The 14,643-nt window shown below is 33.3% G+C and carries 16 protein-coding genes; 6 read left to right on the plus strand and 10 right to left on the minus strand.

What is annotated here, in order from left to right; genetic code table 11:
- The first annotated feature begins 118 nt into the window (after positions 1–118).
- A complete protein-coding gene (locus tag GQ46_RS16070; protein WP_082041779.1) occupies positions 119–721 on the plus strand; it encodes a DUF4252 domain-containing protein in 603 nt (200 codons plus the stop codon).
- A gap of 83 nt (positions 722–804) precedes the next feature.
- On the plus strand, positions 805–1,344 hold the full coding sequence (locus GQ46_RS16075; protein ID WP_044403923.1) for a DUF4252 domain-containing protein: 540 nt from the start codon (positions 805–807) through the stop codon (positions 1,342–1,344).
- A gap of 287 nt (positions 1,345–1,631) precedes the next feature.
- Here GQ46_RS16075 and purB read toward each other — a convergent pair whose 3' ends face one another.
- Positions 1,632–2,975 carry an adenylosuccinate lyase gene (gene purB / locus GQ46_RS16085; protein ID WP_044403927.1) on the minus strand — a complete coding sequence of 448 codons (1,344 nt, stop codon included), beginning with the start codon at positions 2,973–2,975 and terminating at the stop codon, positions 1,632–1,634.
- A gap of 129 nt (positions 2,976–3,104) precedes the next feature.
- Between purB and GQ46_RS16090 the strand changes: the two genes are divergently transcribed.
- The gene (locus tag GQ46_RS16090) at positions 3,105–4,085 is read left to right on the plus strand and encodes a DUF1028 domain-containing protein (RefSeq protein WP_044403930.1); all 981 of its coding nucleotides are present in this window, start codon (positions 3,105–3,107) and stop codon (positions 4,083–4,085) included.
- On the opposite strand, the gene GQ46_RS16095 is transcribed toward GQ46_RS16090, so the two are convergent.
- A complete protein-coding gene (locus GQ46_RS16095) occupies positions 4,082–4,645 on the minus strand; it encodes a hypothetical protein (protein WP_044403933.1) in 564 nt (187 codons plus the stop codon). The genes GQ46_RS16090 and GQ46_RS16095 overlap by 4 nt on opposite strands.
- Before the next feature lie 39 nt (positions 4,646–4,684).
- On the opposite strand from GQ46_RS16095, the gene GQ46_RS16100 reads away from it, so the two are divergent.
- Positions 4,685–5,158, plus strand: coding sequence for a heme-binding domain-containing protein (locus GQ46_RS16100; RefSeq protein WP_044403936.1), 474 nt, complete (start codon positions 4,685–4,687; stop codon positions 5,156–5,158).
- A gap of 59 nt (positions 5,159–5,217) precedes the next feature.
- On the plus strand, positions 5,218–6,459 hold the full coding sequence (locus tag GQ46_RS16105; protein WP_044403938.1) for a glycosyltransferase: 1,242 nt from the start codon (positions 5,218–5,220) through the stop codon (positions 6,457–6,459).
- Positions 6,460–6,536: 77 nt separating this feature from the next.
- Here GQ46_RS16105 and GQ46_RS16110 read toward each other — a convergent pair whose 3' ends face one another.
- Together GQ46_RS16110 and GQ46_RS16115 are read right to left on the minus strand one after the other, a co-directional pair.
- Positions 6,537–6,983: a KTSC domain-containing protein gene (locus GQ46_RS16110; protein WP_044403940.1), complete on the minus strand. Its 447-nt coding sequence runs from the start codon at positions 6,981–6,983 to the stop codon at positions 6,537–6,539.
- Between the two features lie 158 nt (positions 6,984–7,141).
- Positions 7,142–8,143 (minus strand): class I SAM-dependent methyltransferase, encoded by a 1,002-nt coding sequence (locus tag GQ46_RS16115; RefSeq protein WP_044403943.1) that lies wholly within the window; start codon positions 8,141–8,143, stop codon positions 7,142–7,144.
- Between the two features lie 496 nt (positions 8,144–8,639).
- Between GQ46_RS16115 and GQ46_RS17900 the strand changes: the two genes are divergently transcribed.
- Positions 8,640–8,825, plus strand: a complete 186-nt coding sequence (locus tag GQ46_RS17900; RefSeq protein WP_197077367.1) for a hypothetical protein — start codon at positions 8,640–8,642, stop codon at positions 8,823–8,825.
- 401 nt (positions 8,826–9,226) lie between these two features.
- Here the strand turns inward: GQ46_RS17900 and GQ46_RS16125 are convergent, their stop codons facing one another.
- The 6 genes from GQ46_RS16125 to GQ46_RS16155 all read right to left on the minus strand — a co-directional run bounded on the left by GQ46_RS16125 (position 9,227) and on the right by GQ46_RS16155 (position 14,282).
- On the minus strand, positions 9,227–10,540 hold the full coding sequence (locus tag GQ46_RS16125) for an SgcJ/EcaC family oxidoreductase (protein ID WP_082041780.1): 1,314 nt from the start codon (positions 10,538–10,540) through the stop codon (positions 9,227–9,229).
- 211 nt (positions 10,541–10,751) lie between these two features.
- Positions 10,752–11,165: a hypothetical protein gene (locus GQ46_RS16130; RefSeq protein WP_044403948.1), complete on the minus strand. Its 414-nt coding sequence runs from the start codon at positions 11,163–11,165 to the stop codon at positions 10,752–10,754.
- 934 nt (positions 11,166–12,099) lie between these two features.
- On the minus strand, positions 12,100–12,822 hold the full coding sequence (locus GQ46_RS16135; protein ID WP_156133261.1) for a hypothetical protein: 723 nt from the start codon (positions 12,820–12,822) through the stop codon (positions 12,100–12,102).
- 361 nt (positions 12,823–13,183) lie between these two features.
- Complete coding sequence (locus GQ46_RS16145) at positions 13,184–13,537, minus strand: hypothetical protein (protein ID WP_044403955.1); 354 nt, start codon at positions 13,535–13,537, stop codon at positions 13,184–13,186.
- Positions 13,527–13,904, minus strand: a complete 378-nt coding sequence (locus GQ46_RS16150) for a VOC family protein (RefSeq protein ID WP_044403959.1) — start codon at positions 13,902–13,904, stop codon at positions 13,527–13,529. Before GQ46_RS16150 ends, GQ46_RS16145 begins: the two co-directional genes overlap by 11 nt.
- Before the next feature lie 24 nt (positions 13,905–13,928).
- A complete protein-coding gene (locus tag GQ46_RS16155; RefSeq protein ID WP_044403962.1) occupies positions 13,929–14,282 on the minus strand; it encodes a DUF1801 domain-containing protein in 354 nt (117 codons plus the stop codon).
- Between the last annotated feature and the right edge of the window lie 361 nt (positions 14,283–14,643).

Raw genomic sequence — 14,643 nt, forward strand, 5'->3', positions numbered from 1 at the left:
AATGATAATACTAACAAGAAAAAATGAACCGTGCGTAAAGTGATAAGTGTATACTTATTTAAGAACATAAAAACGCGAACACAGTTTTACAAATTAATAACAAATAAATACTAAAAAAATGAACACAATAAATAAATTAAACGGAATGAAAAAGTCCTTAGTTGTATTAGCGTTAGCAGTACTATTAATGCCATTAACAGCAATGGCTCAAAGTGATATTTTTGCTAAGTATAGTGGCAATGATGATGTTACTTATGTCTCTATTAAACCGAAGATGTTTCAGATGTTAGCTAAGATGGACATAGAAACAGATGATGCAGACGCACAAGAATTTTTGAAAATGGTAAATAGTATTACCAGTTTTAAGACCATGGCAACAGATAATAAAACGATTGCAAGTGATATTAAAAAATGGGTAAGCGGACGCTCTGGTTCTTTAGAAGAACTCATGGAAGTTAAAGATAATGGTATGGTTGTTAAGTTCTATGTAAAGGAAGGTAGAGATGAAGATCATGTTGCCGAGCTATTAATGTTTGTTAACGGTCTTGATGCTGTCATGAAAGACAATGGTATTTCTGTTAACGGTAAAAAGAGAAGCTTAGAAACCGTAGTTATTTCTTTTACAGGAGATATTGACTTAAACCAGATTTCTAAATTGACTAAGAAATTCGATTTACCAGGTGGTGACGAATTAGAGAAGAAAAATAAAAACAAAAAGTAGTTTAATTAAATATAGCATCCATAATAAACATCATGTTTGGTTATGGATGTTTTATCTAATAACAAAGACAAAAAAGAAAACCCATGAAATCATCAATTAAAATCATAACCCTTAGTCTTTTATTTTCGCTAGCATTAGTGAGTTGTAAGGATGAAGCTTCAGTACAAACGTATTTTGTAGAACATCAGGATTTACCAGATTATAAGCAAATTGACTTTTCTGCTAATTTAGCAGATTTTTCAAAAGCCGACTTATCTGCTGAAGAACAGGAAGCCATTAAAAGTCTTAAGAAAATTAGCTTTTTAGGCTATAGAAGCACAGGGAATAAAGAAGTTTATACACAAGAATTAGAAAAAGCGAAACGTGTTTTTAAAAATGAAAAATACAGCGAGCTTATGGACTTTAGTATGGATGGTATAAAAATTAATGTAAATGCTATTGGTAGCAATGATGCTGTAGATGAGATTTTGGTTTTAATGAGTAATCAAGACACTGGCTTTGGAGTCGCGCGTATTATAGGTGATGACATAAATCCTGAAAAAATAATGAAAATCATGAATAACATGCAGAAGGCAGATGTTGATGGTAGTCAATTGAAAGCTATTATGGGCTTTTTTAATTAAAAGTTTATATGTTTAATGTGAAAAAGGACTGTTGGCGCAGTCCTTTTTTTATTTTAAATGGGTATTGTCTTTTTTATAATCTACTGCAATGCCATCCTGTTCTTTTGAGCTTTTATTTAAAAGGAGAGTGATAACAATCAGAAAAAACAGAATTCTCAAAATGATTTTTACAATAAAGCGCTCTCGCATCTTGAAATCTACAGCTTGCAAATCGTCGCTACCCGCCATAAAAAAAGCAGCACCAACGCAGCTCTTAGAAATAGAGGCTGCTAATTGCTAAACCTATTTTATATACCGGTATAGTTACTTGGTGAAATGGCCTTCAATTCAGTTTTTATAGCATCACTTACGGCTAAGGTGTCAATAAAGTTTGAAATCGATGTTTTGGTAATCGCTTCGTTCGTTCTTGTCAAGCCTTTTAAAGCTTCATAAGGGTTTGGGTAGGCTTCCCGACGTAAAATCGTCTGAATCGCCTCTGCTACTACAGCCCAGTTATTCTCTAAATCCTGAGCAAATTTTGGCTCGTTTAACAATAATTTACTTAAGCCTTTTAGCGTCGATTGAAAACCAATTAAAGTATGACCGAAAGGTACACCTACATTACGCAATACCGTACTGTCTGTTAAATCCCGTTGCAAACGTGAGATTGGTAGTTTTGCAGATAAGTGTTCAAAAATAGCGTTAGCCATCCCTAAATTACCTTCGGAATTTTCAAAATCGATAGGATTTACTTTATGAGGCATGGCAGAACTTCCTACTTCTCCAGCTTTAATTTTTTGTTTAAAATAGTCCATAGACACGTAGGTCCAAATATCACGATCTAAATCGATGAGAATCGTATTAATACGTTTCATGCAATCAAACAAAGCCGCCAAATGGTCATAATGCTCAATTTGTGTGGTTGGGAATGAGTGCTGTAAGCCTAATTTGTCCTGAACAAAGGTGCTTCCAAAAGCTCTCCAGTCTATTGCCGGATACGCCACTTTATGAGCATTAAAATTTCCTGTAGCTCCACCAAATTTTGCAGCACTTGGGATATCATTCAATAAATTAAACTGCTCTTCTAAGCGCACAACAAATACTTGGATTTCTTTACCCAGACGAGTTGGTGATGCCGGTTGTCCATGCGTTCTCGCTAGCATTGGGATGTCTTTCCATTCTTCAGCTAACGCTTTTAGTTTTTCTACCACTTCAAAATAGCCAGGCACATAAACGTCGTTCATGGCTTCCTTAATACTTAATGGTATAGCTGTGTTATTAATATCTTGAGAAGTTAATCCAAAGTGAATAAACTCTTTGTAATCGTTGAGGTCTAGTTTGTCAAACTGTTCTTTTATAAAATACTCAACCGCTTTAACATCGTGGTTGGTGACTTTTTCAATGTCTTTAATGGCTTGTGCATCTTTCGTTGTAAAGTCTTTGTAAATATTACGAAGTGCTTCAAAAACAGAAGGGTTTACACCTTTTAATTGCGGTAAAGGTTGCTCGCAGAGTGCTATAAAATATTCGATTTCTACTAAAACACGGTACTTTATAAGCGCTTCTTCAGAAAAATAATGGGTTAATTTTTCTACTTTATTTCTATAACGACCATCAATAGGAGAGATGGCATTTAGGTGTGTTAATGACATAGTGAGTTTTGATTTTTAACAAGGGATAAATATAGTCGTTTTTAAAAGAAGACTAAAGCTTTCAGGTTTACAAATTTCATAATTAATCAACACTTTTTTTAAGTATCTTTAGAACAAATTTTTTTTAAAATGAAAACCGTTAAATTTCTATTAATTGTAATAGTCTCTCAAAGTATTTTTGCTCAAAGCTATAAAAAATCAGAACCTTTTACACATACCTATTCTATTGTCGCACGCGATTCTGTTACTGGCGATATAGGTGTTGCTGTTCAAAGTCATTGGTTTAGTGTTGGGAGCGTGGTTACTTATGGAAAAGCAGGTGTGGGTGTTGTGGCAACACAATCTCTGGTGAATCCTATGTACGGTCCAAAAGGCTTGGAGCTAATGGCAGAAGGAAAAGCACCGCAAGAGGCTTTAAATTTGCTTTTGGAAACAGATACAGGAAATGCCTACCGTCAAGTAGCCTTTTTGGATGTGAACGGAAATGTGGCGACACATACTGGCGATTTATGTATTGAAGCCGCTGGGCATAAACAGGGTAAAAACTTTTCTGTTCAAGCCAATATGATGCTAAACAATACCGTTTGGACGGCTATGGCAAGTGCTTTTGAAAGCACTAAAGGCGATTTAAGCACACGCATTTTGGCTGCTTTAAAAGCTGCTGAAAATGAAAAAGGCGATATTAGAGGTAAGCAAAGTGCGGCTATTTTAATAGTAAAGGGAAAAGCGACTGGTAATAGTTGGGAGGATACCATTATGGATTTACGCGTTGAAGATAATGAAAACCCCATTCAGGAATTAGAGCGTTTGGTGACCATTCATAAAGCCTATGATTTTATGAATAAAGGGGATTTGGCGATGGAAAAAGGCGATACTAAAGCCGCTGAATCTTTATATCTGAATGCACAAAAACTATTTCCTGAAAATATAGAAATGAAATTTTGGTATGCTATTAATCTTTTAAATAATAAGCAATACGAGAAAGCAAGACCTGTTTTAAAAGAGATATATAAAGCCGATAAGAATTGGAAAACACTCACCAGTCGCTTGGTGAAAAGTAAACTGTTAGTGATTTCTGCAGAAGAACTTAACGCTGTTTTAAAACTTTAAATTTTTATTTTTTTTATAAGGTGTCGCGCACGTGCTTTAAATCCAGCGCTTTGCTTTTGGAAATCCCGTTCTAAGATTATAACTAATTCAGGATGGATCCAATGGTAATCGTGTCCAAACAAAAACAACGTAGTCATACTGTAAGCTTTAGGCGCAATTTTTACATCGTTAATCAGCCAATCAAAACAAGCTGCAATGATTTTTTCTTTATGCTTAGCGAGAAGCGCTTGTTTTATTTTGGTGTTTTCTTTTCCGTAATATGCTTTGGCCAAGTACTCACAAATTTTTGCTACTGGGCGTACAGCCGAATCTAAATGGACCGTATGCAAGTGTTCTGTAAATTTATCTAAGTACGGAATAATCGCTTCTAAGTCTTTGCCACATATAAACTCAAACACCCAAGCTGCTCGTGGTGACCTTTTATCATCTACCCTAAAAAGAATGTCTAGTAGTTTAGGGATTAAATGTGGATTTTCAATCACTAGGTTTGCATAATAGAGTCGCTTATCGCGAGAGTGATTCACATTATCTAATTCCTTATATAAGCCTTCGGTAGTCAAGAGATATTTATTACTTTTAGAACTTAAAATTAATAAAAAATGAAAATAGTAAAAAAAATACTTTTGGTTTTACTGGTAGTCTTTATAATTGCCCAATTTTTTGGACCAGAAAGAAATGAAGGGTCTATGGAATCTGTTAATGCTTTCTTAGCAGAAACAAAGCCATCGGAAGAAGTAAAGGCAATTTTAACCGAAACATGTTTTGATTGCCACAGTAATCACACTGTATATCCTTGGTATAATAAGATTACACCAGTGAATTATTGGTTAGCAGAACATGTTGCTGATGGTAAAAAACATTTTAATGTGTCGCAATGGGATAATTATTCTATTAAGAAAAAGGATCACAAGTTTGAAGAACTCATAGAGGAAGTTGAAGAAAAAGAAATGCCTTTGCCTAGTTATACCTATACGCATAGCGGTGCTAATTTAACAGAGGCACAAATCAAGCAAATGGTAGCTTGGGGAAATAAAGTAAGAATGGGTTATGCACTGGCTCCCAGACCTGAATAATATTTTTCTAAAATAAGAGTTATTAGAGTAATCTAAAACACTAATTAATTTTCTCCCTTTTGAATAAAACCCTTTTAATTATAGGTTTTGTATGGCCTGAGCCCAAAAGCTCTGCTGCTGGAAGCAGAATGATGCACTTAATAAACCTATTCCAGTCTAAAAACTACGACATCACGTTTGCAACCGCTTGCGCTAAAAGCGATAACGCATTCGATTTAAAAAGCATAGGAGTTAAAACAGAAGGCATAACCTTAAATAATGCTAGTTTTGATGCTTTTATAAAAGAAGTAAATCCAGATGTCGTACTCTTTGATCGCTTTATGATTGAAGAACAATTTGGATGGCGTGTGGCACAACAGTGTCCTAATGCTGTTCGTTTACTAGATACAGAAGATCTGCATTGTTTACGTAAAGGCCGAAAACAAGCTTTAGATGAACAATCGGTTTTTGACACTAATTATCTCTATAATGAAATCGCAAAACGAGAAATAGCCAGTATTTATAGATGCGATTTGAGTATTATAATTTCGGAAGTTGAAATTGATATTTTAATACATCAGTTTAAAGTCAATGAGCATTTATTATACTACCTGCCTTTTTTACTCAACACCATATCTTTAAAAGAACAAAAAGCATTACCTAATTTTAAACAGCGGGAACATTTTATTACGGTGGGTAATTTTTTACATGAACCTAATATTGATGGTGTAAAATATTTAAAAGACGCTATTTGGCCAAGGATTAGAAAAAAACTACCCACAGCGGAAATGCATGTTTATGGTGCATACGAATCTCAAAAAGGAACAGCTTTAATCGATGAAAGTCAGGGGTTTTTTATTAAAGGTTTTGTAGACGATATTAACCTTGCCATGCAGCAGCACCGCGTTTGTTTAGTGCCTTTACGTTATGGTGCTGGTCTAAAAGGAAAGCTTGTTGATGCTATGTTAAATGGGATACCCTGTGTTACAACCAGTATTGGAGCAGAAGGGATGTACGGTAATTTAGAGCCTAACGGTTTTATTGAAGATGATCCCATCAATTTTGCAAACAAGGCGATAGAATTGTACACCAATAAAATTTTCTGGACAGGAAAACAGAAACATGGTGTGGATGTCGTTAATCTACGTTTTGATAAGCAACTTTTTGTTGCTGATTTTCTACAAAGATTAGAATTGCTTCAAAAAGGTTTAGTTGCACACCGAAAAAGTAATTTCACAGGGAGCATGCTCATGCATCACACGATGCAAAGCACTAAGTTTATGAGCAGGTGGATTGAGGCGAAGAATAAGGTTCAAATCTAAAAAGGGTACTGTATAAAATAAAAAAAGAGCCAAAACACATTCGTTTTGGCTCTTTTTTATCTAGACTAATATTTAGGTTAAGCAGTAACTTCTTGTTTTTTAATTTTTCTGTAGGGAAACGAATTGAAAATACTACGCTTTCCAAAACGCGTTTGTTTGTCACTTTGTGAAAACTTAATGTATAAGGCTTTATTTACGCCAAAGTATTCATAAGTATTACCATCTAAAAAAGTCACTTCAAGTAATAGGCCTTTATGTTTCCAGTCCATAATTGCGCTGGTAATCGTTGTCTCGTATTCTTCTTTATTTGCTGTGATAGTCTCTGGTGCCATACTTACTAAAAAGTGGTAGCCGTCAATAATTTTACGACTCATCAATTCTGCTTCATGCGCTTTTTCATCACCTTCTTGAAACTTATCTGGATGCCATTCTTTAACTAAATTTCTATAAGACGACTTTAAACTTTTTAAAGTCATGTCTTGCTCTACATTAAATAGTTTTTTGTACTCGTTAATACGCTTCATACTAAAGGTGTTTTTTTTAAATCGAGTGCAAAGGTACTACTTCTTTTTACATTGAGGATTAGAATGTTGGGAAATTTAGTTATTGGAGGGTTTGCGACTAGATGTTTATGTGTATAAGCTTACAACAACATCTAATAATAGTGCCACTCCTGTAGTTATTATGAATGCACTATATTCTTTGTTGGTGATCGTTTTTGATATATTCCAAAAATAAAATCAGAAGAATTGTTAGCTATATATTCATCTTCTAACGAGAAGAGTTCTTCTAATATGAGATTTTTTTTTGAATCTAAATGTGTAAAATGATGAGATATATCTTTTAATACATTCATTAGTATATTTCCTCCATATGGTTTTTCAATAATTGTATAAAAATTTGAATGAATAGCTGGTAATATACTTGCAGAATCTATACACTCTGAAGGGTCAGCTATAATCATTCTTAAAATACCCGATCCATAATATTTCCTTTTTAACAAATTAGATTTGTATCTAGTTCTATATTTTTTTGGTATTATTTTTAAAGCGTCATTAATTTTTGCAATTTGATGCTTTGGAAATTGCAGTCTAGTTGCCCCCACGTATTCATTAATAACCAGGAATCCATCTGTTTTTAAACTGTTTTTAATTGTGGACTCTACGAAGCTCTCTATATTATCAAAGTGATGTAGCGATGCATGAAAAAAAACAATATCAAAATATTCTTTGGGAATACTGTAGTTATTAAAATCAGCACAAACAAATTTTATATTTTTAAGGTTTAGTTTATTTGATCGAGCTTCAGCTTCTAACATTCTATCTCCAGCAATGTCAACACATATAATTTCTTCAAAATTCGAATATTTAGCTAATTCTATCTCATGATGACTAGAACCACTCCCTAAAGATATTAATCTGAGTCCTTTCCTGTTTTGCAGATGATTTTCAACTAAATATCTTTTATAATCCAAATTCTTATTTCCTGAAATTAGTAGGTTCCAGCGTTGCTTAACTTTTGGAATTATCCACCAGTCTGCACTTTCATAGTCTAATTGGTTAAAAGTTTTCTCAGTCCTTTTTATGCCATAAATGTTCAATTTAGATAAAAGAAAACCTAGCCCTCTTTGCTTAATCTTATGCAAGACATCAATTATATCGTCTATTGTTAAAAATCTTTTCATGTTTTAATTATCACCAGCGGCAGTGTTTTTAATAACTCTGCCATAATTTTAATTCATGAACTAAATTACAGAATTAGTTTTAGACTGGTATTAATAATAGATTATTTGTCTTTGGTTTTAAAAATGTTTGTAAAAAACTGTAAAGTGTTTTTAGAAGGAGGAAAATGATATTATAGAAGTTAAAGAAGGGCCTCTTGTTTGCCTTTGCGATGGTCTAAATTCTTTTAAGATTGTAAGCTGTAAATATAAAACCGATGTTTGCGCTTGCGCGTTGCTTGGTTTTTTTAGTTGTGATGTGATTAAGCCTCCATTATCTTTTTATGGCTTTTCATAGCAGCAATTGTTAGCGGTTCGTTGTTTGTTTGAGAAATAAATTTGGGTACATAATATAGAAAATAGTAAATATTAATAAAAAATTAAACTCTACACCATTTCGTCCGCCTCCTACAACAAACCAACCTTTTCGAAAGTGTACCATAATAATCCCATTATTAAAATGAAATTCGTAATCCAACCAGCAGGTTTCACGAATTTATTTGTAAATAAACAAATAGCAGCAGCTAAATGTGATCATTTAATGGCCCAAGCCAAAATTATTCCAAAAGGAGCAAACCCTACTTCATCTAAATACAGATTACCAAAATCTGTGACTCCTCCGTTAAACATTCCTCCTACACCGTGAACTATTAAAATAACAATAATAGGAAATCGTAGTAAAAAAGTGTTGTCGAATATTATCATGGTATATTTATTTTGTAATTGTATTTAATTGTACTATTTCATTTTGCTTGTTTGTCAGATAGCATCTCAAAGTAGAAATTGTAAATATTATTTATATTCTATTTTCTTTTAATGTATTAAGACACGTAATGTCTAGAGTAATGTTCGTTAAGGCACATGCTTTACACAAGTTATAGATTAAACTTTATACTAAATTAGTTTCTAACCTTATTAATTTTTGTTTTGTTCGTAACTCATTCTTAAAAGCCAAATCAACGATTTGGCGGTGTTTGTAAATAGCACTGAACTTTAGTAAACCACCGAGCGCCCTATTTGCTATATACAGCCTTTTGTCTGTTTATATTATCTCCCAGCAAAATGATCAAGCATCATTTTCCAACCTGCATTAGTTTTTTTCCATACGAGCGAAAAAATAGATTTAGACGTAGATTCATTACCGTCACTCGTCTTGTAATATACAGTAGAATAGCCTCTTTGTAAAGCATAACCATCACCAAGTGCTTTTATTTCAATGTTTTCTAATTCCCACCGTAGTTTGCCTGAAAATAGTTTCCAATAGGATTGTATATTTTCTATACCTATAACGTCTTTAGGGTTACACCCTATCATTACAGCATCATTCGTATAAAAGTTAGCAACAGTTTCATAACCTTTATTATTAAAAGACGCTTCCATAAGTTTATTGATTTCTAAAATTTCCTTTTCCACATTATTTTGCGTTTGGGTTAATTTTATATCTTTTGCTAACCAGTATAACACATTCCTGATAAAATCAACATTTTGTGGTGCAAATGCAGCGTTAAAGCCTACCTTAAAGGTATTTCCATTTTGTTGTATGGCTTGTGCGGTAAACATGGCTGCCTCGCCAAAAACTGCAATTTTTCCTTTTCCATACTTCATAATAGCACCTTGATAGTTTCCACTTATATCTAAGGCTTTTGTGTCTTCATCAAACTGCCACGCAATTTTTGGCTTTAAACAAGTATCCCCTTGTTGAAATTTTAAAACACCAATGGCTTCTTCAGGAGCTGTAAATGAGGAGCCTGTAAAAGAAACAACTCGTTCTATTTTAGTTCCCAAAGTCCCATCTGTAATAATAGAATTTTCCAATCTGGAATTTGCTAAAGAAAAAACCTCTTGATTTTTTTCTTTTTCAGATAATTGAGCAAAACCATCACAAAAATTGAATCCAAAGGCTAAAGCGAGTTCGTTAGTTGCTCCAGAAAATGGCATGTGATCTGCAATTAGTAAGAGGCTTCCTCCTTGGGAAACATAATTTTTCACCTTATCAATTTCGTTCTGCTGAAAAGCAGGATAAATAGGGCGTTGCCAGTTGCCCATATTCTTATTATTAATTGCATTGGCTATTACGAGTATGTCTGTTGTGTTGAGATTATTCCATGATTTCAACCCATTAACAGTATAACCATCTTCTCTTGCTAATTTTGCAAATGGCGCGAAATTGCTGTTGACTTTATGCAAATTGTTGTGCATTTCATCTATTGCTATTACTGGGGATACCGCCTTTGTAAATCGAGGGTCTTTAATATGAGCGTTAAATTCTGTATCTGGCTGTTGCTGTGCAAAACCCGCAATAGACATAAGTAGGAAAGTAAATGTTAGTTTATAAATAAATTTAATACGGGATAGTCTCATAAGAACTGATTTTTACAATGGTTTTGTTATCTCTTTTGGGGTGGCTTTAGGATCTATTTATACTACCAGGAAATATATAGTATAAACTGATTCTGTGAAGGATTTGTATGCCTTCAATAGCCTTTTTAATAGCAGCTAATTTGGTTTTCATCATGGCATTAAACAGCAGACCAAGCTATGATTTATTTGCGGTGTTGGTAACCGTTTTCCTTTAGTTTATTGTCAAATTAACAGTAATAAATTCAGTCGGACTGGATTTAAATTTTAGTTCGTAATCTCCAGGGTTACTTGGAATAAACTCATAGTTTACTGTTCTTGTTGCTATTACTTGAGTACAAAAACAACCTTCATATTTTGCCTCAACCGCAATAGTGCGTGTATTTCCATTATCCGTTTCAATAAATTTCCCTAAACCTCCACAACCATTAATAACTCTAAATTTCACTTCAATATTAATAAGTTGATTAACGGTTCCTGTGTCTGGTGAATCGACAGAAGTAACATATTCAGTTTTGTTTGTAATGCATTCTTTGTCTTCTTCATTATTCTTTTCATGTTTATTACAACTGATTGATAGTCCTAAAATAATGATTGAAATAAGTATAAAATTATAAGTCTTTTTCATTTTTAATGAGATGATAAATTCACGAATTGTTTTCGTTTAGATGGTTACGTTTAAATTGTTGCTAAGGTTTTTAAATGAGGCATGTGGTGTGTTTGTTTGCGCGAACCTTCCGCAGGAAAATTAGAGTTAGTAAACAAGCAATGACTAAAAGCTTAACTTAAAACAAGTTATGTTTTTTACAGGACTTAAGTTAGCCTTTTAATAAAAGTACTAAAAATTCAGAAAATAAATGACATTCTTTCAATCATAAAGTGATGAAATTTAGCATATTAATATTTTTTATTATTGCTTTCTTGCAAAAGTTAGCTATTATAAGTTTAACGCTAGTCAATTAAATAATACGCACTCATCTTTAAAAATGAATTTGCTTCTTCTTATTACTATACCTAAGGTGTTTTTCGTCTCTTTCATAGTTTTCTTTTTCTAGATAACAGTAACTGCTTCAGCACAAAACCCTATATTTCTACCAGACTGGCACAACGTTCAGGATCTGGGAGATGTTTTATTTCAAAGGCGTTTATGATACCAACGGAAACCCTAAGGGAGAATGGCTTTATGTCCAAATTATCTTCGGTCAGTATGCAAGTCATGCACGATTTGATTAGGATACCTGCAAATACAGTGAATTCAGTGGGAATATAGATAATGGGACTATTAGTAGAGTAGGAATGTATAATCAAGCGTATGAGAAAACCGGATTATGGAAGTATTATCACGAACCTAACCAAATTTTTATGACTGGAAATTATGCCAATGACCTGAAGGAGGGTTTATAGACGCATTATGGCAATAAAGGTAATCTCGGGTTGTCAGAAAACGATATAAAAGGAAAATGAAAGGGTTTTAGTAAAACAATAGAAAGAAGAGGAACTCGTACTTTTCATAGGTCACGGAGTTACAGCACGTATGTTGTCTTTTATGTTCAATTGTTTTTCTAATATTCGAATGAGTAAGAATTTATTTCTTCGATATCATAAGGAATATCGTTAGTTAAACCATCGGTTTCAATACCGTTTTTTGTCATATACCATTGAATTTTAAAAGCGTCAGCCTTTTCAGGTACGCTATAATACACTATCGAGTTTACATTAATTCCTGTCCAAGAAGTTTCTTCCCATGCACCAGAAGAACCGCCACCAGGAAGTGGTTCTTCAGGATGGTAAGTATTATCTATTCCAAAGTTTTCAATTTCAGTTCTTTTTGCTTGATGTAGTCCTGAAAAAAAATCAATTTTAATATAATCGTTTTCATTAATTGGATTGGTATTATTCACCGCTATTTTAAACTTAATTAATTTATCTACTTTTATTAGTATAGGTTCATCAATGGAATAGTCTTTATATGCACTTGAACCAGAATAATGTTCACCACCAATATGGGTAATTGTAGCAAATGCACCTTCTTCATTTATTAAAGAGACTGAAAAATTTCCATTTACATCTGTAACAACTTCTTTGCGGTCTAACTCTTCAGTAGTTTCAAACAAACCTGATCCGTGTGATTTTCTTGTTCTTACAGTTACTAAATGGTCAGGAATTCCGTCTCCATTTATTGCTCGTTCGACTTTACCATTGATAGTTATGTAGTCAACATCATTATCAGAAGTACAACCAAATAATATCAATAAAAATGGAAGTATGAGATATGTTCTTTTCATAATTAATAGTTTTTTGTAATATCTGCAGTATCCCGAAGGGTATTGCGTATAGCTGTTATTGGCAATCGTATTATTTATGGCCTTTGATTATTCTATATTCCAAAGAGATAATTGGTTTTACAACTAATTATTCTCAGATGATTCAATCTTTTTAATGCGTGCTTTATGCTTTTCTACATCCCAATCGATTCCTTTTTAGGTACTCTTTAATTGGTTCTAGACCAACTTTTGCTCTTCTTTCGTTTACTTTTTCTGGTTCCAAGAAAGAAGATACATAATTTTTTCCGCTTTCAGGGTTTCTAGCAACTAGACTTCCATAAATCTGACGCTTACCTTGTCTAAGATTTATATGATCTTCCAATTAAGCTAAAGCACCGGCAACTATTTTGTTATCGGATACAGCGTTTCTGAGAACATGCCAATAGTTCTTGTGTTGGACCTCATTTGCTAGATGAAAAAGAAGATTAAATGAGTTTTTTGGGTCCTGTGCCAATGCATATACACAGGCCGCATTATAGATGTCGTTTGAGTTTATCTGTGCTTCAAATTGTTCAAATGCTATTTTATATTTTTCAGCAGCCTGTTGGGAGACTCGAGATTCAAATAAACTTAAGGCCTCTTCGACCAATTTAGCGTATTTTTCCTGATGCTGCCCAAAAACAGTCGTTGTTAATAAAAGGTAAAGTATAACTATAAAAAGAGTTTTAATTTTCATGTTCTGCAAAGGTAAGGACGTAACCATTAAGGTCTAAAATTGAAAATTCTGTTGCACCATAAAATGTTTTCTCAAGGCCTTTTATGACGTTCACTTTGCCCTTTATTTTATCGTGAAATTGTTTAATGTGTTTTATTTGGATGTATAGTAATAATGAACCTCCATTTTGTCTTGATATTTCTGGTAGTTCTGAACCCAAACTCTGGAATGATTGAAACATAAAACTTACTTTTCCGCAAGTCATCATCACCCATACAAACTCGCTTTCTTCCGGAACGGTCATAACAACTTGAAATCCTATGGTTTTATAAAAATTAACAGTCTCGCTTATGTCTTTAACAAATATGTTGGGTGAAAGTGAATCCATAATTTAACAAGGTTGTAAATTAATTTATATTGCTTGTTTCACAAAAGAGGAAACGTCTTTGCTTAAAATATCTTCTTTTGTCAATAGCTTTAGGTGTCTTCGGTATTTACCCTTTCCTTCAAGGAAGCTGTTAGGATCTTCCATTAGGAATCCTTTAGAAAATTCAAGGGAGATATGTTTCTTGTTTAAGAATAACCCACTAAACATTTCGTCATTGAGAAAGAATACAATGCCACCATACATTATCCTTTCGTCAGTTTTTGGAAAATGATTAAAAACGATTTCACGTATTTCAATGAGGGTATCAGCCTTTCCTGCAGCGATCAACATTATTTCGTCCAAAAATTTTTGAACTTTTTCATTTTCAGATTTTTTCATAGAAGGTTCTTATCAAATCATTAGATTTTCTTTAACTCCCAAAATTTCACTCCTCCCTTTAAATCAACTGATACAAGCTCAGTTTCATCATTGGATAATGAAAGGGAACTTATAGTTGCTTTATGGTCTAATAAATCCTCGACAAGTTCGCCATTTTCAATGTTCCATTTTCTAATAGATTTATCGATGCTAGAGGTCTAAATGTATCTCTTAGATAAAACTGCATCTGTTAGAGGGAAACTTACAGGAACTTTTACCATTGTGTCTTTTTATTCATATTTTACTACTTTTTTATGAATACCAGCGGTTATCTGAATGGTTAGTTGGGTGTTAAGCAACTAATTTAGCAAATAAATCACAA

This window comes from Lacinutrix sp. Hel_I_90 (assembly GCF_000934685.1).
In the GTDB taxonomy this organism is placed as follows: domain Bacteria; phylum Bacteroidota; class Bacteroidia; order Flavobacteriales; family Flavobacteriaceae; genus Lacinutrix.